General features: G+C 74.3%; 22 protein-coding genes. 14 read left to right on the forward strand and 8 right to left on the reverse strand.

What is annotated here, in order from left to right; genetic code table 11:
* Positions 1 to 32 precede the first annotated feature (32 nt).
* Complete coding sequence (locus MF672_RS35725) at positions 33 to 620, reverse strand: GNAT family N-acetyltransferase (protein ID WP_242376307.1); 588 nt, start codon at positions 618 to 620, stop codon at positions 33 to 35.
* 169 nt (positions 621 to 789) lie between these two features.
* Between MF672_RS35725 and MF672_RS35730 the strand changes: the two genes are divergently transcribed.
* Positions 790 to 984, forward strand: a complete 195-nt coding sequence (locus tag MF672_RS35730; protein ID WP_242376308.1) for a DUF1918 domain-containing protein — start codon at positions 790 to 792, stop codon at positions 982 to 984.
* Here MF672_RS35730 and MF672_RS35735 read toward each other — a convergent pair.
* Positions 936 to 1,520: a type II toxin-antitoxin system prevent-host-death family antitoxin gene (locus MF672_RS35735; RefSeq protein WP_242376309.1), complete on the reverse strand. Its 585-nt coding sequence runs from the start codon at positions 1,518 to 1,520 to the stop codon at positions 936 to 938. The two genes, MF672_RS35730 and MF672_RS35735, sit on opposite strands and share 49 nt — an antisense overlap.
* A gap of 127 nt (positions 1,521 to 1,647) precedes the next feature.
* On the opposite strand from MF672_RS35735, the gene MF672_RS35740 reads away from it, so the two are divergent.
* Positions 1,648 to 2,154 (forward strand): methyltransferase family protein, encoded by a 507-nt coding sequence (locus MF672_RS35740; RefSeq protein WP_242376310.1) that lies wholly within the window; start codon positions 1,648 to 1,650, stop codon positions 2,152 to 2,154.
* A 67-nt stretch (positions 2,155 to 2,221) separates the two neighbouring features.
* Here MF672_RS35740 and MF672_RS35745 read toward each other — a convergent pair whose 3' ends face one another.
* The gene (locus MF672_RS35745) at positions 2,222 to 3,247 is read right to left on the reverse strand and encodes a DUF2207 domain-containing protein (RefSeq protein ID WP_242376311.1); all 1,026 of its coding nucleotides are present in this window, start codon (positions 3,245 to 3,247) and stop codon (positions 2,222 to 2,224) included.
* Between the two features lie 166 nt (positions 3,248 to 3,413).
* Here MF672_RS35745 and MF672_RS35750 point away from each other — a divergent pair, with 166 nt between their 5' ends.
* Positions 3,414 to 3,809, forward strand: a complete 396-nt coding sequence (locus tag MF672_RS35750; RefSeq protein WP_242376312.1) for a DUF3052 family protein — start codon at positions 3,414 to 3,416, stop codon at positions 3,807 to 3,809.
* A 115-nt stretch (positions 3,810 to 3,924) separates the two neighbouring features.
* On the opposite strand, the gene MF672_RS35755 is transcribed toward MF672_RS35750, so the two are convergent.
* Entirely contained in the window at positions 3,925 to 4,200 is a 276-nt protein-coding gene (locus tag MF672_RS35755) for a hypothetical protein (protein WP_242376313.1), read from the reverse strand.
* A 146-nt stretch (positions 4,201 to 4,346) separates the two neighbouring features.
* Here MF672_RS35755 and MF672_RS35760 point away from each other — a divergent pair, with 146 nt between their 5' ends.
* Positions 4,347 to 5,333, forward strand: coding sequence for an acetylxylan esterase (locus tag MF672_RS35760; protein WP_242376314.1), 987 nt, complete (start codon positions 4,347 to 4,349; stop codon positions 5,331 to 5,333).
* 45 nt (positions 5,334 to 5,378) lie between these two features.
* On the opposite strand, the gene MF672_RS35765 is transcribed toward MF672_RS35760, so the two are convergent.
* Positions 5,379 to 5,666, reverse strand: a complete 288-nt coding sequence (locus MF672_RS35765) for a Fe-S cluster assembly protein HesB (RefSeq protein ID WP_242376315.1) — start codon at positions 5,664 to 5,666, stop codon at positions 5,379 to 5,381.
* Between the two features lie 150 nt (positions 5,667 to 5,816).
* Here MF672_RS35765 and MF672_RS35770 point away from each other — a divergent pair, with 150 nt between their 5' ends.
* From MF672_RS35770 to MF672_RS35790, 5 genes are all read left to right on the forward strand, one after another.
* A complete protein-coding gene (locus tag MF672_RS35770) occupies positions 5,817 to 6,986 on the forward strand; it encodes a methyltransferase domain-containing protein (RefSeq protein ID WP_242376316.1) in 1,170 nt (389 codons plus the stop codon).
* Between the two features lie 108 nt (positions 6,987 to 7,094).
* Complete coding sequence (locus tag MF672_RS35775; protein WP_242376317.1) at positions 7,095 to 8,339, forward strand: erythromycin esterase family protein; 1,245 nt, start codon at positions 7,095 to 7,097, stop codon at positions 8,337 to 8,339.
* Between the two features lie 107 nt (positions 8,340 to 8,446).
* Positions 8,447 to 8,977, forward strand: a complete 531-nt coding sequence (locus tag MF672_RS35780) for a DUF4142 domain-containing protein (RefSeq protein WP_242376318.1) — start codon at positions 8,447 to 8,449, stop codon at positions 8,975 to 8,977.
* Positions 8,967 to 9,602 (forward strand): hypothetical protein, encoded by a 636-nt coding sequence (locus MF672_RS35785; RefSeq protein ID WP_242376319.1) that lies wholly within the window; start codon positions 8,967 to 8,969, stop codon positions 9,600 to 9,602. Before MF672_RS35780 ends, MF672_RS35785 begins: the two co-directional genes overlap by 11 nt.
* 126 nt (positions 9,603 to 9,728) lie before the next feature.
* A complete protein-coding gene (locus tag MF672_RS35790; RefSeq protein ID WP_242376320.1) occupies positions 9,729 to 10,094 on the forward strand; it encodes a PRC-barrel domain-containing protein in 366 nt (121 codons plus the stop codon).
* A 33-nt stretch (positions 10,095 to 10,127) separates the two neighbouring features.
* Here the strand turns inward: MF672_RS35790 and MF672_RS35795 are convergent, their stop codons facing one another.
* Positions 10,128 to 11,855, reverse strand: a complete 1,728-nt coding sequence (locus MF672_RS35795; RefSeq protein WP_242376321.1) for a sialidase family protein — start codon at positions 11,853 to 11,855, stop codon at positions 10,128 to 10,130.
* 293 nt (positions 11,856 to 12,148) lie between these two features.
* Here MF672_RS35795 and MF672_RS35800 point away from each other — a divergent pair, with 293 nt between their 5' ends.
* From MF672_RS35800 to MF672_RS35820, 5 genes are all read left to right on the forward strand, one after another.
* Entirely contained in the window at positions 12,149 to 13,069 is a 921-nt protein-coding gene (locus MF672_RS35800; RefSeq protein WP_247815588.1) for a hypothetical protein, read from the forward strand.
* 74 nt (positions 13,070 to 13,143) lie between these two features.
* Positions 13,144 to 13,392 carry a hypothetical protein gene (locus MF672_RS35805; RefSeq protein ID WP_242376323.1) on the forward strand — a complete coding sequence of 83 codons (249 nt, stop codon included), beginning with the start codon at positions 13,144 to 13,146 and terminating at the stop codon, positions 13,390 to 13,392.
* Positions 13,393 to 13,418: 26 nt separating this feature from the next.
* Positions 13,419 to 14,810 carry an FAD-binding oxidoreductase gene (locus tag MF672_RS35810; protein WP_242376324.1) on the forward strand — a complete coding sequence of 464 codons (1,392 nt, stop codon included), beginning with the start codon at positions 13,419 to 13,421 and terminating at the stop codon, positions 14,808 to 14,810.
* Positions 14,811 to 14,963: 153 nt separating this feature from the next.
* Positions 14,964 to 16,490 (forward strand): MFS transporter, encoded by a 1,527-nt coding sequence (locus MF672_RS35815; protein ID WP_242376325.1) that lies wholly within the window; start codon positions 14,964 to 14,966, stop codon positions 16,488 to 16,490.
* 29 nt (positions 16,491 to 16,519) lie between these two features.
* Positions 16,520 to 17,662: an FAD-dependent oxidoreductase gene (locus MF672_RS35820; RefSeq protein ID WP_242376326.1), complete on the forward strand. Its 1,143-nt coding sequence runs from the start codon at positions 16,520 to 16,522 to the stop codon at positions 17,660 to 17,662.
* A gap of 133 nt (positions 17,663 to 17,795) precedes the next feature.
* On the opposite strand, the gene MF672_RS35825 is transcribed toward MF672_RS35820, so the two are convergent.
* A complete protein-coding gene (locus tag MF672_RS35825) occupies positions 17,796 to 18,086 on the reverse strand; it encodes a hypothetical protein (protein WP_242376327.1) in 291 nt (96 codons plus the stop codon).
* Positions 18,087 to 18,195: 109 nt separating this feature from the next.
* Complete coding sequence (locus MF672_RS35830) at positions 18,196 to 19,182, reverse strand: aldo/keto reductase (RefSeq protein WP_242376343.1); 987 nt, start codon at positions 19,180 to 19,182, stop codon at positions 18,196 to 18,198.
* Positions 19,183 to 19,186 lie beyond the last annotated feature (4 nt).

Here is a 19,186-nt window from a genome sequence, read left to right on the forward strand (position 1 = left end):
CACGGCAGGGAGCGGGCCCGCCGGCGACGGAGTCAGGAGGAGGCCGAGGTCGAGGTCGAGGTCGAGGTCGAGGTGGAGGCGCGACGGCGCGCCAGCCAGTCCTCACGCCGCACCTCGTACTCCACCTCGCCCTCCTCCGCCCCGTCGATCGGATCCGCCCAGTCCTCGAAGAACGTCCGCACGTACCGCAGCCCGCACTTCTCCATCACCCGCCGCGACCCCAGGTTCACCGCCATCGTCTGCGCGAACACCCGCCGCGCCCCCAGCTCCCCGAACGCCTTGTCGATCAGCGCGAGCGAGCCCTCCGTCGCGTACCCCCGCCCCCACGCGGCCTTGTGCAGCCGGTAGCCCAGCTCGGGCTCGTCGGCCGGCCCGCCCTCGGGCGGGCGCAGCAGGAACCAGCCGAGGAAGTCTCCGGCAGGCTTGCCGAAGGCCGCGAAGAAGCCGGAGCGGATGAAACGCGGCAGCGTCTCCTCGACGATCTGCTCCCGGGGGACGGGCTTGCCGCCGTTGAGGTAGCGCATGACGTCGGGGTCGTTGTGCAGGGCGAACAGCAGGTCCGCGTCCTGCTCGGTGAAGCGGCGCAGAACCAGCCGCTCGGTCTCGAGGTAGGTGTGCACCCGGACACGGTAGTCACCGGCGCGCGGCCGCCTCGACGGGTTTTCGCCGCGTGCACGCCCTCGGCCCCGTTCGCGGTGCCGCCTTCCCGGGACGGCTCCGCTGGTGCACTGTGGGGTGAGCACCTGCATCCGTCCGCATCCGTTCGCGTCCGACCGGGAGGAACCGCTCATGCAGGCGAACGTCGGTGACATCTTGCTCGTGCACGGCAACGTCGTCGGCCAGGCCGACCGCAAGGCCGTGATCGTGGAGGTACGCGGGGCCGACGGGGCGCCGCCTTACGTCGTGCGCTTCGACGACGGGCACACGCAGTTCGTCTACCCGGGCCCCGACGCCGTGGTCCTGCCCGGCGAGGCGTCCGGCTGACCCGGCGGCGGCTCGGCGAGTGAGCGCAGGGCCTGCGCGACGCCGCGCCCCGACCCGGCGGCGACCTGCTGGCCGTCCCCGTCGCGGGCGATGGCGACGACCAGGCCGCCCACCGGGTCGCGGGCCAGCGTGATCGTGTGGCCCTCGGCCAGCAGCGCGTCGGCGTCCGGGCGGCGCGGCGAGGCCGGCGGCTCCAGCAGCAGGCGGGCCGCGATCAGCGCGGCGACCGGCGTGCGGTGGCGGGTGAGCAGCACGGGCTCGTCGTCGTACGGGTCGGCCACCTGCCGCACGAGGTCGCCGAGCTTGGAGCGGGCCGTCGACAGCGACACGACCGGCAGGCCGGTCAGCACGCCGGCCACCCGTGACAGCGGCACCAGGGCCGCCCACTCCCAGCGTTCGCGGGTGATCAGGCTGACCCGGCCGCGGCCGGCGGCGTCCACGAGCGAGCCCCAGCGGGCGCGCGCGTCCTCGACGGGGACCGGCGTGCCGAGCCGGGCGACCAGTTCCTCGTACGAGGGCCGCTCCAGGTTGATCACGTACAAATCGTAAGGTCCCTTACGGAATCCCGACAACCCGCGGGCGGCCCTGGCGCGGGCGTTGACGGTGTCCGGCCGCGGTTCCTAAACTCATCACATAGTGAATTTCGTGGTGAGGAGCGTACCCATGCGCAGGACCCCCGCGGCACTCGTCAGCTCCCTCTTCTTCGCCGCCGCGCCCGGCACCGTCGCCGTCCTCGTGCCGTACTGGATCAGCGGCTGGCAGGCCCGCGACCCGTTCCCGGCCCCGGTCATGATCCCGCTGCGGGCGGCCGGGGCCGTCCTGGCGGTGGCGGGGCTGGCGGTGCTGGTCAGCGCGTTCGTCCGGTTCGTGGTGGAGGGGCTCGGCACGCCGCTGCCGGCCGCGCCGCCCGAACGACTGGTCGTCGGCGGCCTCTACCGCTACGTCCGCAACCCGATGTACGTCGCGGTCCTCGCCGCCGTGGCCGGGCAGGCCATGATCTTCGGCGACGCCGCGCTGCTTCTCTACGCGGCGGTCGTCGCCGTGCCCGTGTGGTCGTTCGTGCACTGGTACGAGGAGCCGCACCTGCGCAGGCAGTTCGGCGCGGCGTACGAGGAGTACTGCGCGCACGTGCCCGGCTGGCTGCCGCGCCTGCGCCCGTACCACTCCTGAGCCGTCCCGGGGGAAGCCCCGACGCCGGCCCGCGGCCCCTCGTCGCCCGGCCTGTGGTCCGCGCCGGTCACCAGGCCCCGCCGCCACCGCCTCCTCCGCTGGTGCCGCTGCCTCCGCCGGCGCCTCCGCCGTACGAGCCGGTGCTCGCGGAGCTGCCGTACGAGGAGGAGACGGAACGGCCACCGGTGGCGCCCGCGCGGCGGCGGGCGCGTCCTTCACGTACCTCGGCGATCACGGCGACGACGAAGAACCCCACCATGCCCAGCACCAGGACGGCCAGGACGATGACCCCCACCGCACGAGCGGGGTCGCTCCACAGGAGATCGAACCAGCCCTTGCCCACGGCCGGCTCGGCACGCAACCCCGCCAGCCTGGGAGCGCCGCTGCCCGGGGCCGTCGCGGCCGAGGCCGGGCGCCCGTCCAGCAGGCCCGTCGGGAAGGCCAGCTCGACGGTGCGGGAACGGCCGGGGCCTATGCCGCGCTCGGTCATCGCGGCCGTCCGCGCGGTGGCGTCCACCTTGAGCGCGGGATCCTTGGCGCTCTCCAGCACCCCCTGGCCGGGGCCGCCGCCGCCGGGCAGCCGGATCTCGACGCGCAGCGCGTCGAGGGTCTGCGGCCAGTGCTCACCCCAGACGGGCAGCCGCAGGAACGCCTGGTCCGAATAGAGGGTGACGGCTCCCCGCACGGTGTAGCGGACGGTGAACGTGCGCGTGGTGCCGGCGGCGGCGGAGAAGTACCAGGTCACCCGCTGCCGGGCGGCCGCGCAACAAGCCGTGCCGTACGTCCCGGCCGGACGGTCCGCCCCGACGGCGGCGTCCGGCCCCCGGCGGTAGGCGGTGCCCGCCTCGCTGACCGTGATGTCGTCCACGCGTACGCCGGCCGTCAGCGGGATGTCGAGATAGGCCCCGTGGCCCTGCTGCCGCCAGGTGAAGGTGTGGTTCTCGGTCACCTCGACCCGGCCGTCCCTGCCGACCTCCGCCAGCACGGACGTGCCGGGGAGCGTGTAGATCGGGTCGTCGGCCGCGGCCGCGGGTGTCGTGAGCGCGCCGTACAGCAGCGGCAGCATGGAGATCGACGACAGCAGTTTCCGCACGGCGCCCCCTCACGCGTACTTCTTCCGGCACATCCCCCTTGCCCGGAGCGTACGCAACCCCGGTGCGTCGCCGACCGGACATTTCACATGTCCGGTGAGAGGGAGGCGCGGGGTTGGCGTAGCGTTGCCGGTTGCGGTCAGGGAAGCGAGGAAAGGTCAGAAGCTCATGAAGGACGAGGCCGCCGACCGGCTCGGCGTCCATCCGGGAACCGTGGTGCAGACGCGGAACTGGCCGCTCGCCGCCGGTTCGTTCCTGGACGGCGTCCGGGCCGCCGCCGCGGCGCGGAGCGGCGGTGAGGTGCTGGACGAGAGCGCGGACGAGATCGCCGACGTCGTGCTGCTGCGCTGGCGCGCGGGGGACGGCGACCTGGTGGACGCCCTCATGGACGCGGCGGGCCCGCTCGCCCACGGCGGCCGGATCTGGCTCGTGGCCCCGGCCCCCGGCTGCGACGGGCGGATCGAGCCGGGCGAGCTCGCCGAGTGCGTGCGGACCGCGGGGCTGGTCCAGGTCGCGGACGTCGATCTCGGCGACGGCTGGCGGGCGGCCGGGCTCAGGTTGTAGCCCGCGCGGCGGCCAGGCGACCTCCCGGCCGGAGAAGCCGGCGCCTCCAGTTCCGGGCAGAGTCTCCGGGGCGGGAAAGCTCGGGTCTCCTGGGCAGGGGGCCGGGGCTTCGGGGTCAGGGGAGGGAGCGGCCGAGGCGGAGGCGGAGGCGGTCGCCGTGGCGGGCGGTCTCGCGGACGCTCCACAGTCGTTCGTCGATCACCGTCCCCCGGGCGGTCATGTAGCCGCCGACCCGCAGCACCGGCCGGCCGGCCTCGTCGCGCATGAGCTGCGCCCGCGACTCGGTGTCGTCGCCGAACAGGACGAGGAAGTCGTCGGTGTCCGCCGGCGCGTCCAGGATCAGGCCGGGATACAGGTGCGAGTAGGGAATCTCGATCACGTATTCGCTCACGTGATCGTTCCTACCCAGACAAACAGGGACAAGGCACGTCGAGTAGGCTGCGGCCCGGCCGAGGAGAGGGCGAAGAAGGTGGGATAGCGCTTTCCGACGCGATGAGGTGAAATATCAGCATCGTTCTACCAGGTATTGGAGCATCCGTGCCACTGTTCGACCTGCCGCTCGAGGAGCTTCGCTCCTACCTCCCCGACCGCGACGAGCCCGCCGACTTCGACGCCTTCTGGTCCCGCACCCTGGCCGAGGCCCGGCAGCACGACCTGGCGGCCGAGTACACGCCGTACGACCTGCCGCTCGCCGGCGTCGAGGTGTACGAGGCGTCGTTCGCGGGCTGGGGCGGCCACCGCATCAACGGCTGGTTCCTGCTGCCGCACGGCGCCACGGACCCCGTGCCGTGCGTCATGCACTACATCGGCTACAGCGGCGGGCGCGGCTTCCCCAAGGACCACCTGCTGTGGCCCGCGGCCGGGTACGCCGTGTTCGTCATGGAGACCCGCGGCCACGGCGGCGCCAACGTCGGCAGCCCCGGCACCACCCCCGACCCGCACGGCGGCGCCAACCCGCAGGCCCCCGGCATGATGACCCGCGGCATCCTCGACCCCGAGGACTACTACTACCGGCGCGTCTTCACCGACGCCGTCCGCGCCGTGGACGCCGCGCTGGAGCACCCGGCGGTCGACGGGAGCCGGATCGTGGTCTCCGGCGGCAGCCAGGGCGGCGGCATCGCGCAGGCCACGGCCGCGCTGCACCCGGCGGTCAAGGCGGCGCTGGTGGACGTGCCGTTCCTGACGCACTTCCGGCGCGCCGTGGAGATCACCGGACGGGACCCGTACCAGGAGCTGGTCAGGTTCATGGCCACCCGCAGGGACAGCGCCGAGCAGGTGTTCCGCACCCTGGCGTACTTCGACGGGATGAACTTCGCGGCGCGGGGCCGCGTGCCCGCGCTCTACTCGGTGGCGCTGATGGACGACGTGTGCCCGCCGTCCACGGTGTTCGCCGCCTACAACCACTGGCAGGGCCCGAAGGAGATCGTCGTGTGGCCCTGGAACAACCACGAGGGCGGCGGCGGGTACCAGAGCGAGGAGCAGGTGCGCTACCTGCACAAGCTGCTGGCGGACGCCGACGCCTAGGTGAGACCCCCGCCGGGCCCGGGAAGGGGCCCGGCGGGGCAGGCCTCAGGTCGTGCGCTCGGTGACCAGGAACGACACGCTGCCCTGGTCATCGGCTCCGGCGTCGAGTGACTTGTCGTCCAGGACGGTCGCAGCCACGGGGTCCAGGTAGACCCGCGCGCCCTCCGACTCCACGATCGCGTCCGCCGGCTCCGGCGCGGTGGCCAGCGACAGGGTGAGCGCGTTGGCGCTCTCCCCCTCCGACGAGATGCGGATCCCGCTCTGCGCGGGCTCCGGCGCGGTCGCGGTGAGATCGCGGATCGCCTGGGCTGCGTTGGCTGTCAGGGTGAGCACTACGGCTCCTCCTCACGGTCGACGTTCAGGAGTTGGCCACCCTTCCCCCTCGATCCGCGCTCAACCCTCCGTCCCCGGATCTTTACCCGGAACGCCCGCCCGGCGCGGCCACAATGGGGCATGGACTTCGCGACGCACAGGGAAGCCTTGGTGACGCTGCTGCGGGAGCGCCAGGACGTGGGCGAGCCGGTCGCCGCCGCGTTCCTGGCGGTGCCGCGCCACCTGTTCGTGCCGGGGACGGACCCGGCCGGCGCCTACCGCGACGAGCCGATCGTCACCAAGCGCGACGCGGCCGGGCAGCCCATCAGCTCCTCCTCGCAGCCCGCCATCATGGCCACCATGCTCGGCCAGCTCGCCGTCGCGCCCGGTCACCGGGTGCTGGAGATCGGCGCGGGCACCGGCTACAACGCGGCGCTGCTGGCCCGGCTCGCCGCCCCCGGCGGGCACGTGGTCAGCGTGGACATCGACGAGGACACCGCGGCCCGCGCCCGCGAGCACCTGGCGGTGGCCGGCGTGTCCGGCGTGGAGGTGGTGTGCGGCGACGGGGGAGAGGGCCACGCGGCGGGCGCGCCGTACGACCGGCTGATCGCGACCGTCGGCGTGTGGGACCTGCCGCCCGCCTGGCCGGCGCAGCTCCGCCCGGACGGGCGGCTGGTCGTCCCGCTCGACCTGCGCGGCGTGCAGGTGTCGGTGGCGTTCGAACGCGACCCCGGAGGTGACGGCGAGGGCGGGCGGTGGGTGAGCAGGTCGGTGCGGCCGTGCGGGTTCATGCGCATGCGCGGCCCGCACGCCGGGCCCGAGGCCCTCGTCCCGCTGCGCGCCGGCGACGCCGGGCTGACGCTGAGGCTGCCGGAGCCGCGCGAGCTGGGCGACCTCGGCGCCGCGCTGGCGGCCCGCCCCACCGGGATCCGCACCGAGGTCCGCACCGGGCCCGCCGGGCCCGAGGGCACGGCCGTGATCGCGACGAGCGTGGCGCTGTGGCTCGCCCTGCACGAGCCGCGCTGGTGCGTGCTCAGCGGGTACGGCGCGGAGCGGGGCGGCCGGCCCACGATCACCGCCGGGCTCGCCGAGGCCGGCGGCCTCGCGGTGCTCGCCGCCGAGGACGCCGGACCCGGCGAGGACGTCCTGGTCGCCCGCGGGTACGGCGAGGACGCCCCCCGGCTGGCCGCCGAACTGGCCGGGCACGTCGCCGCCTGGGACGCGGCGGGCCGCCCGCACGCCGGCCGCCTCCGCGTGACCGCGCACCCCGGCCCCCGCGCGCCCGCCGCCGGCACCGTCATCCGCAAGCGCCACACCACCTTGGAGCTCGCCTTCACCTGACGCGCGACGGGCCACGCCCTCTCCACGTCGTTTGAGACTTTCGGTGCCGCAGGCCGCCGTTACGCGCGTCAAGGTTTCACTCGGATGTTCAACGATACCGTCGAAGGTATGGAAACCGACCTCAAGGACCACGTCCGCGGCGCCGACGCCGCGGCCGTCATGGCGCTGCTGCCCGGCCGCCCGCGTCTGCTCGCCCTGGGCGAGCCCACCCACGGCGAGGACACCCTCCTCACGCTCCGCAACGAGCTGTTCCGGCAGCTCGTCGAGCAGCACGGCTACCGCACGATCGTGCTGGAGAGCCACTGCCTGCGCGCCCTGGTCGTGGACGACTACGTCACCGGCGGCGACGGCGACCTCGACGAGGTGATGGAACGCGGGTTCAGCCACGGCTGGGGCGCGGCCCCCGGCAACCGCGAGCTCGTCGCCTGGCTGCGCGCCCACAACGAGGGGCGGCCGGCCGCCGAGCGGGTGCGCTTCGCCGGCATGGACGGCCCCATGGAGATCACCCACGCCGAGAGCCCCCGGCAGGCGCTCACCGAGCTGTACGCCCACCTCGCGGCCGCCCTGGACGCCGTGCTGCTGCCCTGCACCGCCGGGACGCTCGACCGCCTGCTCGGCCCCGACGAGGCGTGGGCCGAGCCCGCCGCCATGCGGGACCCGTCCCGGTCGATCGGGCGCTCGCCCGCCGCCACGGAGCTGCGGCTGCTCGCCGACGAGCTGGTGACGCTGCTCGACGCGCACGCGCCGCGCCTGATCGCGGCGTCCTCGCGCGAGGAGTGGGAGCGGGCCCGCCTGTACGGCCGGGCCGCCACCGGCCTGCTGCGCTACCACCACGCGATGGCCGGCGACGGCCCGGCCCGCTTCGCCCGGCTGTCGAGCCTGCGCGACACGCTGATGGCCGGCCACCTGCTCGCCCTGACCGAGCAGGTGACCGGGCAGGTGACCGGGCAGGCGGCCGGGCGCGGCCCGGTGCTGGTCCACGCGCACAACCTGCACCTGCAGCGGCACGCCGGCACCATGCGGATGGACGGCCACACGCTGGAGTGGTGGGGCGCGGGCGCCATCGCCGCCGCCCACCTCGGCCCGGACTACGCCTTCCTGGCCACGGCCCTCGGCACCATCCGCCACCAGGGCGTGGACACGCCGCCGCCGGACACCGTCGAAGGGCTGCTGTACGGGCTGCCGGACGACCCCCTGGTGGTCGACGGCCGGCGGCTGGCCGCCTCCCTCGCCGCCGCGCCGCCCGCCCCCCGCGAGTCGCCCTGGTTCGGCTACTTCCCGCTGGAGGCCGCCCACCTGACCACGAGCGACGGCATCGTGTTCGTCAAGGACATGCCGGACCGCCAGCCGTAGTCATCACGAGCGCCGGGACGCGCCGGGCCGCGCGAATGCGGAGCATCCCTGCCCTGGGCGGTTACTGTGCGTAGTGGATCAGTGTCGCCCTTGTCATAGGAATGCTCATGCGTACTCGCCTGACCGTTTTGCTGGCCGCCGCAGCCCTCGCGGGCTGCGGCACCGCCCCGACGAACACCGCGGCCGTCGCGCCGCACACCGACGCGCAGCCGTCCGAGCAGGACAAGACCTGGCTGCGCACCATCCACGAGGGCAACATGGCCGAGATCCAGGTCGGCCGCCTGGCGGAGGGCAAAGGCTCGGCGAAGGAGGTAAAGTCGATCGGCAAGATGCTGATCGACGACCACACCGCGCTCGACCAGAAGGTCACCCAGGCTGCCACGCAGCTCGGCGTCGACCTGCCCACCTCGCCCTCCGCCGACCAGCGCGCGCTGTCCGACAAGCTGCGCGAGACCACCGGCGCCGACTTCGACCAGGACTTCCTGGCCGGCATGACGAAGTCGCACAACGCCGCGATCAAGGCCACCAAGAAGCAGATCTCCGACGGCTCGTCCCAGGCCGTCGTGGCGCTGGCCAAGGAGGCCCAGCCCAAGCTGGAGGAGCATCTGGCGGCGCTGAAGAAGGCGCATGGCGGCTGACCCGGCTCCGCCTCTCGCCCGCCTGGCCGCGCGGCTGGGGGCCCGGCTGCGGCGCGGCCGGGCCCTGCACCCGCGCGGCCTGCTGCTGCGGGGCACGCTCACCGTCGAGGCCGCCCGGCTCGGTGAGCCCGGCGACCACGAGGTGCCCGTGCGCCTGTCCAAGGGCGCCTCGCTGCCCGGCCGCCTGCCCGACGTGCTGGGCCTGGCCGTCCGGCTGCCGAACGGCGTGGACCTGCTGCTGTCCACCGCGCTGGGGCCGCTGCCCTGGCCCCGGCCGGGCTTCACCGCCGGCCCCTACTCCAGCATCGCCAAGTACGTGTACGGCACCTGCCGCCACCTCCTGGTGGCCCGCCCCGAGGGCCCGCCGGTGCCCGCCGACCCCGCGCTGCTGCCCCGGGCCCTGACGCGCGGCCCGCTGGTGTTCCACCTGTGGGCGGGCGGCCGCTACCTCGGCCGGCTCCGCGTCCACACCGCGCTGCCGGGGCAGGACCTCACCTTCGACCCCGTGCTCAACAGCCGGCCCGACCTGCGTCCGGCGCCCCGCTGGCTGGGACGGTTGCGGCAGGCCGCGTACGAGGGGTCACGCGAGGGCCGCGACGCCTCCCTGGCCCGCACCTCGGACTAGCCCGCGCCTCGGACCAGCCCGCACCTTGGACCAGGACGAAAAACTCCGCCCGCGGAGGTGTGCCTCGGCGGTGATATGGGGTATTTGTCCAGTTTGAACCAAGGTCGCCACCTCGGGGGGAAGCTCGTGGCCACGCAGACGGAGATCCGCACCCTGCTCGAATGCCACGTCGTCGGCTGCGACGGCGAGCCGCTCGGCCGGGTCGGGCAGGTGTATCTCAACGACCACACCGGCCGCGCCGAATGGGTCACCGTGCGCGGGGGATTCCTCGGCATGCGGCAGACTTTCGTGCCGCTCGCCGGCAGTCATCGCACGGCGGGCGAAATCGTCCTCGCCTTCGACGGCGAGAAAGTCAGGACAGCGCCGGGCGTCGCCGTGGACGGCCTGCTGACCGCGCCGGAGGAGGTCGCCCTTTATCGTCATTACGGCCTGGGCCCGGCCGTCCCGGCGCCGCGCACCGGCCGCCATGACCGGCTCGGCCTGGACATCTGACCAAATTTTCCGACAAGGCGGAAATGTTGGAGTTCAGTCGGCATAAAGCTCGACCTCGTTCAGCATTGCGCACCTCGGGCCGATTTCCGGCTCGCAGTCCCGCGACGGCGTGAGCACGATTTTCACGTGCCGCCCCGTTTCCGCCACCCGCTCATAACGCATCGCGTAATCCGTGCGGTCCTTGACGGTGAGCACCGGTTCGCCCCACGCCCGCCCGTCCCGCGAGACGTACACGCGGGCGCCCGCCGGATGCCCGGGGCGCAGGCTCAGGCCGACCAGGCCGAGCCGGTACTGCCGGTCCAGGTGCAGCACGTACCTGGCCGGCCGGGCCCGCGGGCCGCCCGCGCGCGCGTCGCGCATGACCGCGCTCGACCAGTAGGCGGTGCTGCCGTCCAGCGCGGCCGACGGGCGGGTGCGCGGCCGGTCGGGGGCGCCCCAGCGCAGCGTGGTGGAGACCCGCAGGCCGCCGCGCCGGTGCATCGCGGCCAGGTCCAGGCGGCCGGGCGCGGGCGGGGCCAGGTCGAACAGCCGGCGCTTGACCGCGTACCAGCCGCCCTCCTCGAAGCGGCCGTGCGCGGGGCAGGCCGTCTCGTCGAGCAGCCCGTCCGCCCCCACCCCGGCCAGCTTGCAGTTGTCGAACACCTGGATCAGCCGGTGCGGGCCGAGCGCCGCCACGCCGGTGTAGCCGGAGGAGCCGTGCGTGTCCCACACCCCGTCCCGGTTGTGGTACGTCACCTGCGGCTCCCGCCACTCGTAGCCGAGCCCGTTCGGCGAGAAGGCGAGCCAGTCGTCCGGCCGCCCCGCGCTCAGCACGAGCATCCCGCCCGGCATGAGCAGCAGTCGCGGCGCCACGCCGCGCACCACGCAGTCCATCCCGGCCAGGCGCAGGTCGCTCACCGCGGTCCAGGTGCGGCCGCCGTCCACCGAGCGGGCCTGGTGCAGCGTCGAGAAGCGGCCGCCGTCGCGGCGGACCACCGCGAGCAGGGTGCCGTCCGCGACCTGCGCAAGCGCGGCCTCGTTGTAGGCGAACCCCTGCTCGGGGCGGGCGATCACGCCGCGCCGGGCGAAGGTGCGGCCGCCGTCGCGGCTGGCGTACACCTCGGCCTGGTAGGTGCCGGTGTCCTGGTAACGGGCGTAGACGGTGATCAGGATCGTGCCGTCGGCGAGCTGCACCGGCACGCCGTGCGCGGCCCCGCCGGGCAGCAGCTCGCCCGGCGTGCTCAGCGCCGCCTCCGCGCGCACCCAGTCCTCGGCCTCGGCGGAGGACGAGGTCAGCACGCCCAGCAGCGCCGTGTGCGGCCCGGTCCGCCGCAGGTAGTACTCCGTGGCGAAGTACCGGCCGTCCAGCAGCTCGACCGGCGACTCGCGCAGCGGCGTCGCCCCGGACGGGCCGAACGTCACGCCGCCGTCCATGGACACGGCGGCCTCGCTGGTGAGGGTGACCACCTTGTCGACGTTCGTGGTGAACGTGGTGATCACCTTCTGCGCGGGCCGGCCGCGCCGGTCCACCACGTCCAGGGCCGAGACGTTGGGGAAGCCCGCGAAGTCCAGCCGCTCGGGCTCGGCCGGCTCGCGCTCGGCGGGCGGCGGATTCGGATGAATCCAGTCTGGTGAGGAAGCACTGGCGATCAGGTTAGGGGCCGACGTCGGGGAGTGATCCGGTAGCAGGCAGTAGCCGCCTCCTGCCTGCGCCGCGTCCACGGCCACGGGCACGGCGGAGGCGGCCACCACGGCCGCGACCACGGCTCTGGGCACCGGCACGGTTCGGCTCCTCGGATGTTCTCCCACACTTGCGCGACCGTTCGGACTCTAGATCACCCGGCGCCGGTAACCCGGGATTCACCTGCGCGAAGCATGGCCGCGCGGCGCGTACCTGATCCGCGCCCGGGCAAACATACTCGATCAGTTAAGTGCCAGTTGACAGAAAAGCTCCCCATGCCCACGATCAGAGCGGCACTATTAAGTGTGAATTTACAGAGCAACGATCCGGCCCGTGGGTCAGGAGGTGGCCTCAGATGAGCGTCGAGCCAAGGGCGGAAGTGGCCCCACAGCGAATGCCGCCCCTCTGGGACGGCACGGTGCCCGTGGCGCCCGAGACGGCGGCGCAGCAACGCGTCGTCCACCGCATCTGCGCCAGGGTCGCGCCCGAGGGACTGGAGATCGGCGTCGGCGAGCTGCCGCCCGGCGGCCTGCAGGTGTGGATCGACAGCCCCGTGCCGCCCGCCGAGCAGGAGGCCTGGGTGCTGCACCACCGCATGGCCCGCGAGGTCTCCCTGGTCGGCTGGCACTGCGAGGCCGACCAGGACCGGCTGCTCGTGCTCGGCTGGAGCGCCGCCTGCCTGCACAACCGGGTCCGGCTGCTGCAGAGCGGCCTGCGCCGCCTCACCGGCTTCGAGCAGACCGCCCAGCGGGCCGTCCAGATCGAGGGCCAGGACCCCGCCGCCGCCCCCGCCACCGAGATCGTCGCCGCGACCTGCGCCTCGATCGAGCGCCGGCTCCGCTGGCCCGAGCGGCTGGCCGAGCTCGGCGGCTACGAGCGCAGCTCCGGCCTGGCCCACCTCCAGCTCCTGCTGGCCCAGGTCATCGGCCTGGAGGCGAAGGTCGCCGCCGCCTGCGAGGAACACCTCGTCATGGCGCGCGTGCTCGCCCGCGCGGTGTGCGAGCACCACGCCCGCCACGGCGACCTGCGCCGCGCCCAGCGCGAGGTGCTGGCCGAGACCCGCCGCTGGGTCCACGCCAGCTCCATGATCCGCGGCTCGGCCGCCCGGCCCGTCCCCGCCGGCGGCCGTCCCCACATGGGGCTCGCCGAGCGCCGCATCGCCGCGAGCGTCATCAACCACAGCGTCGCCGGGCACGGCTTACCCGGGCTCGTCGATCTCGATCCCGCCGACCACGGCGTCACGCGGGCGACCCCCGCGACCGCCGCCGCCGCTCCCCGGGCCGGGCACGCCGGCCGCGAGGAGGGCGCGAGCTGACCCAGACGCCGCTCAACGGCGAGCGGCCGACCCCGGAAGAACCCCGCCCCACATCCGGTGAGAAAGGCCCCGTCATGCGAACCCCCCCGCACCTGCCCGGCCGCGCCCGGCACGAGTCCCTCGACGGCGACGCCCCCCGCCCCCGCCGTCACCCGTACGCCCTGCGCGAGTTCCCCGTGCAGACGCCGCCCCCCGGCACGCTCGACCTGCCCGAGCTGAGCGCCGCTCCCGACCTGTTCACCGAGCAGCGCCTGCTCGAGATCAGGGAGATGTCACACCAGGCCATCGGCTCCATCGACGACCTGCTCCAGCACACCGCCTGAAAGGAACCGAGACCACCATGCAGGAGTTGACGCGAGTCGAGCTGATGCCGCGTGACGTCGGAGGCCACCAGCCACGCTCCATCGCCGGCACCGAGTCCCCGCGCACCCTCGACGAGGTCCGCGCCCTCGTCCGCGCCGCCAGCGCCAGCCGGCACCGGCTCTACCCCATCAGCACCGGCAAGAACTGGGGCATGGGCTCGGCCATGCCGGTCACCGACGACAACGTCGTGGTGAACCTCAGCGGCATGAACCGCATCCGCGGCATCGACCTGGAGACCGGCTTCGCGATCATCGAGCCGGGCGTGACGCAGCGGCAGCTCGCCGAGGCGCTGCGGGACACCCCCTGGATGCTGAACGTCACCAACTCCTGCGCCGACACCTCCGTGGTGGGCAACGCCCTCGACCGCGGCGACGGCACCTTCCGCTCCCGCGTCCACGACGTGGCCGGGCTGGAGGCCGTGCTCGCCGACGGCAGCGTCGTCACCACCGGCGGGCTCGACCCGGCCGGGCGCTACCACGGCCGCGTCGCCGGGCCCGACCTGACGGCCGCGTTCGTGCAGCACAACCTCGGCATCGTCACCGCCATGGCGGTCGCGCTGGTGCCGCGCCCCGAGACCATCGGCATGGTCTACGGCCGGCTGCCGCGCCACCAGGCCGCCGTCGCGCTCGACGCGGTCGCCGGGTTCGTGCGCCGCGGCAACCCCGCCGACGGCATGCTGCGGGTCCGCGAGCTGGCGCTGACCCCGGTGGACGGCGGCCACCGGCTGCCCGCCGGCGTCGACCTGGACACCTTCGCCGTCATGGGGCCGCTGCTCGGCAGCTCCGCCGCGGTCGAGCTGGCCGAGGAGCTGCTGCGCAAGGCGCTGGCCGAGGTCGAGGGCGCGGAGGCGCTGCAGGTGCTGGACCCGGCCGAGGTCAAGCCCGGCGACCCGCTCCACCCGCGGGCCCTGATGTCGCAGGGCATCCCCACCTGCATGGGCGTGCGCAAGGCGCTCGGCGTCGCCTCCTGCGACCTCATCGACGAGGGCGGCCTCGGCTTCCTCGCCCTGATGCCGCTGATGCCGACCGACGCCCGCCGCACCGGGCGCATCCTGGACGCCCTGCAGAGCGCCGTGAACGCCCACGGCACCGCCCTCATGGCCGAGTGGAACGTCGTCGGCCGGCACCTGGCCAACGGCGTCATCCAGATCTTCTTCGACCGCGGCGCCCCCGGCGGCCCGCACCGGGCCCACCAGCTCCGCAACGACGGCAACTGCCTGCTGCGCGCCCACGGCTGCGCCATCTACCGCTCCGACATCGACCACGCCGCGGCCGACGTCTGGTCCGAGACCAGCACCGCCAGCCTCGGCATGCTGCACCGGCTCAAGACGGCGCTCGACCCCGACGGCCTGCTCTCGCCCGGCCGCTACGGCGCCTGAGCCCCGCCACCATCGACCAGTCCCATCCCCGCCGCCGCGCAGCCGGAGCGCGCGGCCGGCGCGGACCGACCATAGCTAGCTGGAGGTGACCACGTGCGTCCGTCACCGGCACGGGGGACGAGCACGACCGTCCTGAACCGCCGCCAAGGCGTCATGCTGCGCCTGGTCGGCGCGGGTGTCATGCTGACCGTGATGGCCGACACCACGGCCACCACCCTGGCCGTCGGGGTGCTGCGGTACACGCCGGCGGGCGCCGGCATGCCGCTCGGCGACCTCGTCTGGCTGACCAGCGCGGCGTTCATCCCGATCGCGGCGCTGCTGGCCACGGCCGGCCGCTGGGCCGACCTGTTCGGCCGCCGCCGGGTGCTGGCCGTCGGCCTGGTGGTGTTCGTGCTCGGCGGCATCGCCACCGTCAGCGTGGACTCCTGGTCGCTCGTCCTCGGCGCCCGGGCCGTCCAGGGCGCGGGCGCCGCGGCGATGATCCCCGCCAGCCTCGGGCTGCTGCTCGGCGAGCTGCCGGAGCACGAGCGGCGCGGCGCGATCGCGCTGTGGAGCTCGGCCTCCGGGCTCGGCTGCCTGCTCATGCAGGCCGGCGGCGGCTGGCTGGCCGCCACCGTCGACTGGCGGGCGCTGTTCGTCCCCGACGTCGTCATCGGCGTCGCGCTGCTGGTCGCCTGCGCCGCGCTGCCGCCGGGCCGGCGGGCCGCCGCCAAGGGCCTGCCGGACGTGCTCGGCGCGTGGCTGCTGGCCGCCGGCATCGCGGTCGTCGTCCTCGCCATCTCCAAGGCCATGGCCTGGGGGATGGACGTGGCCTGGCTCGGGCTGGCCGCCCTGCTGCTGATCGGCGGGGCGCTCGCCCAGGCCCGCCACCACCGGCTGCCCGCCATCGACCTCGCGCTGTGGCGCCGGCCCAGGTTCGTCTGGGGCTGGCTGGCCACCTGGGGGTTCGGGGCGCTGTCGTACGGGCTGCTGACCGTGCAGCCGCTCTACCTGCTCCACCTCGGCTACCCCATGCTCGAGGTGGCCATGTGGCTGACCCCCACGTCCGTGGCCGTCGTCGTGACGAGCTTCCTGGCCGGAAAGCTCGTCAAGCGGATCGGCGCCTACGGGCTCATCTACGCCGGGTCGCTGCTCTGCGGCGGCGCGTGCGTGCTCGTCCTGACCCAGGTCGGTCCCACCGTGTGGGGCCTGATCGCGAGCGTGGTCGTGGGCATGGGCGTCGGCGCGCTGGCGCCCGGCACCTCGGTCGCGACCACCCTGGCCGCGCGCCCCCACCAGTACGCCTCCGCCGTCGGCGCGGCCACCATGGCCCGCATGGTCGGCGGGGCCGTCGGCGTCGCCGTCGTCTCGCTCGTCATCGACCACCCTGCCCTCATCGGCGGGTTCGGCGGCCTGGCCGGCGCGATCGCGATGTGCGTCGCCATCTCGGTGCTCATCGGCGCGCTGGCCCTCACCAAGATCACCCGGCTGCGGCCCGACCCCGGCGACGTCATGATCAAGGTGCCGCGCCGGATGCTGCTGGAGCTGCGCATGACCCTCGCCACCGTCGCGGCGGAGGCGGACGCGCTGCTGCCTGCCGAGACCCGCACCCTCCCCGCGAACCCCCCCAAGGACGCCGTCCCGCGGCAGCGGGCGGCCGAATCCGGCCCGCTCGCCGGCACCCGCGGGAATCCGAACTAGTTCCAGAACCACCAGAAGGGCTCCTCGTCATGGCAACCACATCGTGCGACGTAGCCATCGTCGGCGCCGGTCTCGGCGGCTGCTTCCTCGCCCTCCTCCTGCGCCGCCGCGGGCACAACGTCGTCGTCATCGAACAGGGACCGTCCATCCCCAGCGCGGGCGCGGACTTCCTCAAGCCTCCCGGACTCCGGGTGCTGGCCCGGCACGGGCTGGCGGACCTCGTCGGGCGCCATGGCCTCAGGCGTGACCTCATCCGCTACTACCACGACGGCGACCCGATCCAGGACTGCCGCTTCCCCGGCGGCGGGTTCGTCATCCGCCCCTACCGGGAGCTGGTCGAGCTCATTTACACCTGCTGCGCGATGGAAGGCGTGGAGTTCTGGTTCGACGCCGGGATCGGCGACATCGCCGTCGGCGGGCGCGGGGTGGAGGAATTGACGCTGGCCGACGGACGCCGGCTGCGGGCGGGGGTGGTGATCGGCGCCGACGGCACCAGGTCGGCCGTGCGCCAGGCGCTCGGCATCGAGCAGGTGACGCTCCCGTACGAACGCTTGATCATGCGCGTGGCGACCGTGCCGCTGACGCCCGGCGTCGCCCGCCTCAACCGGCTGTACTTCAGCTCCGAGGGCTGGCTCGCCTACTTCTACCCGCTCAGCCGGGAGCAGGCCAGGGTGTTCGTCGGCCTGCCGCCCGAGTGCGACCAGGAGGTCTTCCAGGACGGCATCCCGGCCCTGGTGGACGAGCTGAAGAAGTTCGTCAGCGAGAGCTCCGACGTCTTCGACAGCCTCCAGCCCGCCACCTGGCAGCGGATCAAGGTCTCGGCCATGCGGGTGGCGGCCTACCACAGCGGCAACGCCGCCCTGCTGGGCTCGGCCGCCTTCGCCTGCCACCCCATGACCGGGATGGGGATGAGCTACACCCTGCGCGACGCGGAGATCCTGGCCGAGGTCATCTGCGCGGCCGGCGGCGACCCCGAGCAGCTGGACCGCCTGATGCACGCCCGCTACGAGCCGCGCAGGGCGGCCCACCGCCGCCTGATCGACTACGGCGACGCCCTCGCCGCGACCTTCCACGACCGTGACGCCTACCTCGCGGCCTTCCGCGAGGAGCTGCACACCCAGGGCGAGGACGCCGAGCCGCCCGCCCGCACGCCCGCCCTCCAGCTCATCTGACCCCCAGGACCACGACGCCCCCGCCGCTCGCCATTCCCACCGGAAGGCCGGCCCGCGCCACGCTACCCGCGTGGCGGGCAGCCCCGAACACCCAGGCGGCGGGGGCGTCGTCGTGCCCGCCCCGGCCCGGCCCTCACGCGGTGATGACCAGCTCCGTGCCGCCCAGGTCCTCGCTCACCTGGTGTCCCGCGCGGATCAGGACCGTGCGCAGCGCCAGCCTCACCGCCGTGCGCACCGTCGCGTACTTCACCAGGTGGTCCGCCGCGGTGCCCCACGCGACGATCACGCCGCGCGCGGGGTCGTGCCAGACGCCCAGCCCGCCGTCGGCCGACAGCAGGGACGGCTCGACGGTGAATCCCGCCTCCGTCAGCTCCCGGCGGATCACCCGTTCCAGGTCGGGGCCCGCGTTCGAGGCGTAGTCCATGCCCAACCGCTGCCCGTGGCGGGCGGGCGCGAACGCCGGGTGAGGCGGGTGTCCCGCGCGGGCATGGACGTTGTGTCCCCCGGGCCACGGCCACCCCCCGGGGGCGCGCTCAGCGGCCGTCGAGGCGGTCCGCCGCGTCGCCGTAGACGTCCGGGCTGCGGTCGGCCGCCTCCACGAAGTCGCGCGGGAAGCCGAGCCGGAACTCCACCGCCGACTCCAGCCGCCGCACCGCCTCCTCCGGCAGCTCCAGCCCGCACGCCCCCAGGTTCTCGGCGAGCTGGGCGGCCCGGCTCACGCCGACGATCGGATGCGTGCCGCGCCGGAGCGCCCAGGCCAGCGCCACCTGGGCCGCCGGCACGCCCAGCCCGGCCGCGACCTCGGCCGTCACCCTCGCCATCGTGCGCTCCCGCTCGCCCAGCGACCCGGGGGAGACGCGCGAGGCGGGCGCGCCGGGGTCGTTGTAGCGGCCGGACAGGACGCCGCGCTCCAGCGTCCCCCACGCCGCCACGCTCATCCCGTACGCCTGCGCCATCGGCAGCAGCTCCCGCTCCACGTCGCGCGACAGCAGGCTGTAGGGCACCTGGAGCCCGGCGAACGGCGTCCAGCCGCGCCACTCCGCCAGCGTGTTCGCCCGGCTCACCACCCACGCCGGGGCGTCGGAGACCCCCACGTAGAGGACCTTGCCCGCGGCGACCAGGTCGTCCAGCGCCCGCATCGTCTCCTCGACCGGCGTGTGCCGGTCCCACACGTGCACCCACAGCAGGTCCACGTAGCCGGTGCGCAGCCGCCGCAGGCTCCGCTCCAGCGAGGCGACCAGGTTCTTGCGGTGGTTGCCCGCCGCGTTGGGGTCGGCGCGGTCGCGGGTGGCGGTGTACTTGGTGGCCAGCACGAACCGGTCGCGCCGGCCGGTCAGGAGCTCGCCGACGACCTCCTCGCTGGGGCCGTACATGGAGGCGGTGTCCACGACGTTGCCGCCGGCGTCGGCGTAGACGTCCAGCACCTCCCGTGTCTCCGGCGTGACGGCGCGGAACGTCATCGCGCCGAGGAACAGCTCCGACACCCGCAGCCCGGTGCGGCCGAGCAGCCGGTAACGCATGCCC

This window comes from Actinomadura luzonensis (genome assembly GCF_022664455.2).
In the GTDB taxonomy this organism is placed as follows: domain Bacteria; phylum Actinomycetota; class Actinomycetes; order Streptosporangiales; family Streptosporangiaceae; genus Nonomuraea; species Nonomuraea luzonensis.

Coding starts and splice junctions, on each gene's coding strand:
- MF672_RS35730 (WP_242376308.1), top strand. CDS start 790: ATGCAGGCGAACGTCGGTGACATCTTGCTCGTGCACGGCAACGTCGTC.
- MF672_RS35740 (WP_242376310.1), top strand. CDS start 1,648: ATGCGCAGGACCCCCGCGGCACTCGTCAGCTCCCTCTTCTTCGCCGCC.
- MF672_RS35750 (WP_242376312.1), top strand. CDS start 3,414: ATGAAGGACGAGGCCGCCGACCGGCTCGGCGTCCATCCGGGAACCGTG.
- MF672_RS35775 (WP_242376317.1), top strand. CDS start 7,095: ATGGAAACCGACCTCAAGGACCACGTCCGCGGCGCCGACGCCGCGGCC.
- MF672_RS35780 (WP_242376318.1), top strand. CDS start 8,447: ATGCGTACTCGCCTGACCGTTTTGCTGGCCGCCGCAGCCCTCGCGGGC.
- MF672_RS35785 (WP_242376319.1), top strand. CDS start 8,967: ATGGCGGCTGACCCGGCTCCGCCTCTCGCCCGCCTGGCCGCGCGGCTG.
- MF672_RS35800 (WP_247815588.1), top strand. CDS start 12,149: ATGCCGCCCCTCTGGGACGGCACGGTGCCCGTGGCGCCCGAGACGGCG.
- MF672_RS35805 (WP_242376323.1), top strand. CDS start 13,144: ATGCGAACCCCCCCGCACCTGCCCGGCCGCGCCCGGCACGAGTCCCTC.
- MF672_RS35815 (WP_242376325.1), top strand. CDS start 14,964: ATGCTGCGCCTGGTCGGCGCGGGTGTCATGCTGACCGTGATGGCCGAC.
- MF672_RS35820 (WP_242376326.1), top strand. CDS start 16,520: ATGGCAACCACATCGTGCGACGTAGCCATCGTCGGCGCCGGTCTCGGC.
- MF672_RS35825 (WP_242376327.1), bottom strand. CDS start 18,086: ATGGACTACGCCTCGAACGCGGGCCCCGACCTGGAACGGGTGATCCGC.
- MF672_RS35830 (WP_242376343.1), bottom strand. CDS start 19,182: ATGCGTTACCGGCTGCTCGGCCGCACCGGGCTGCGGGTGTCGGAGCTG.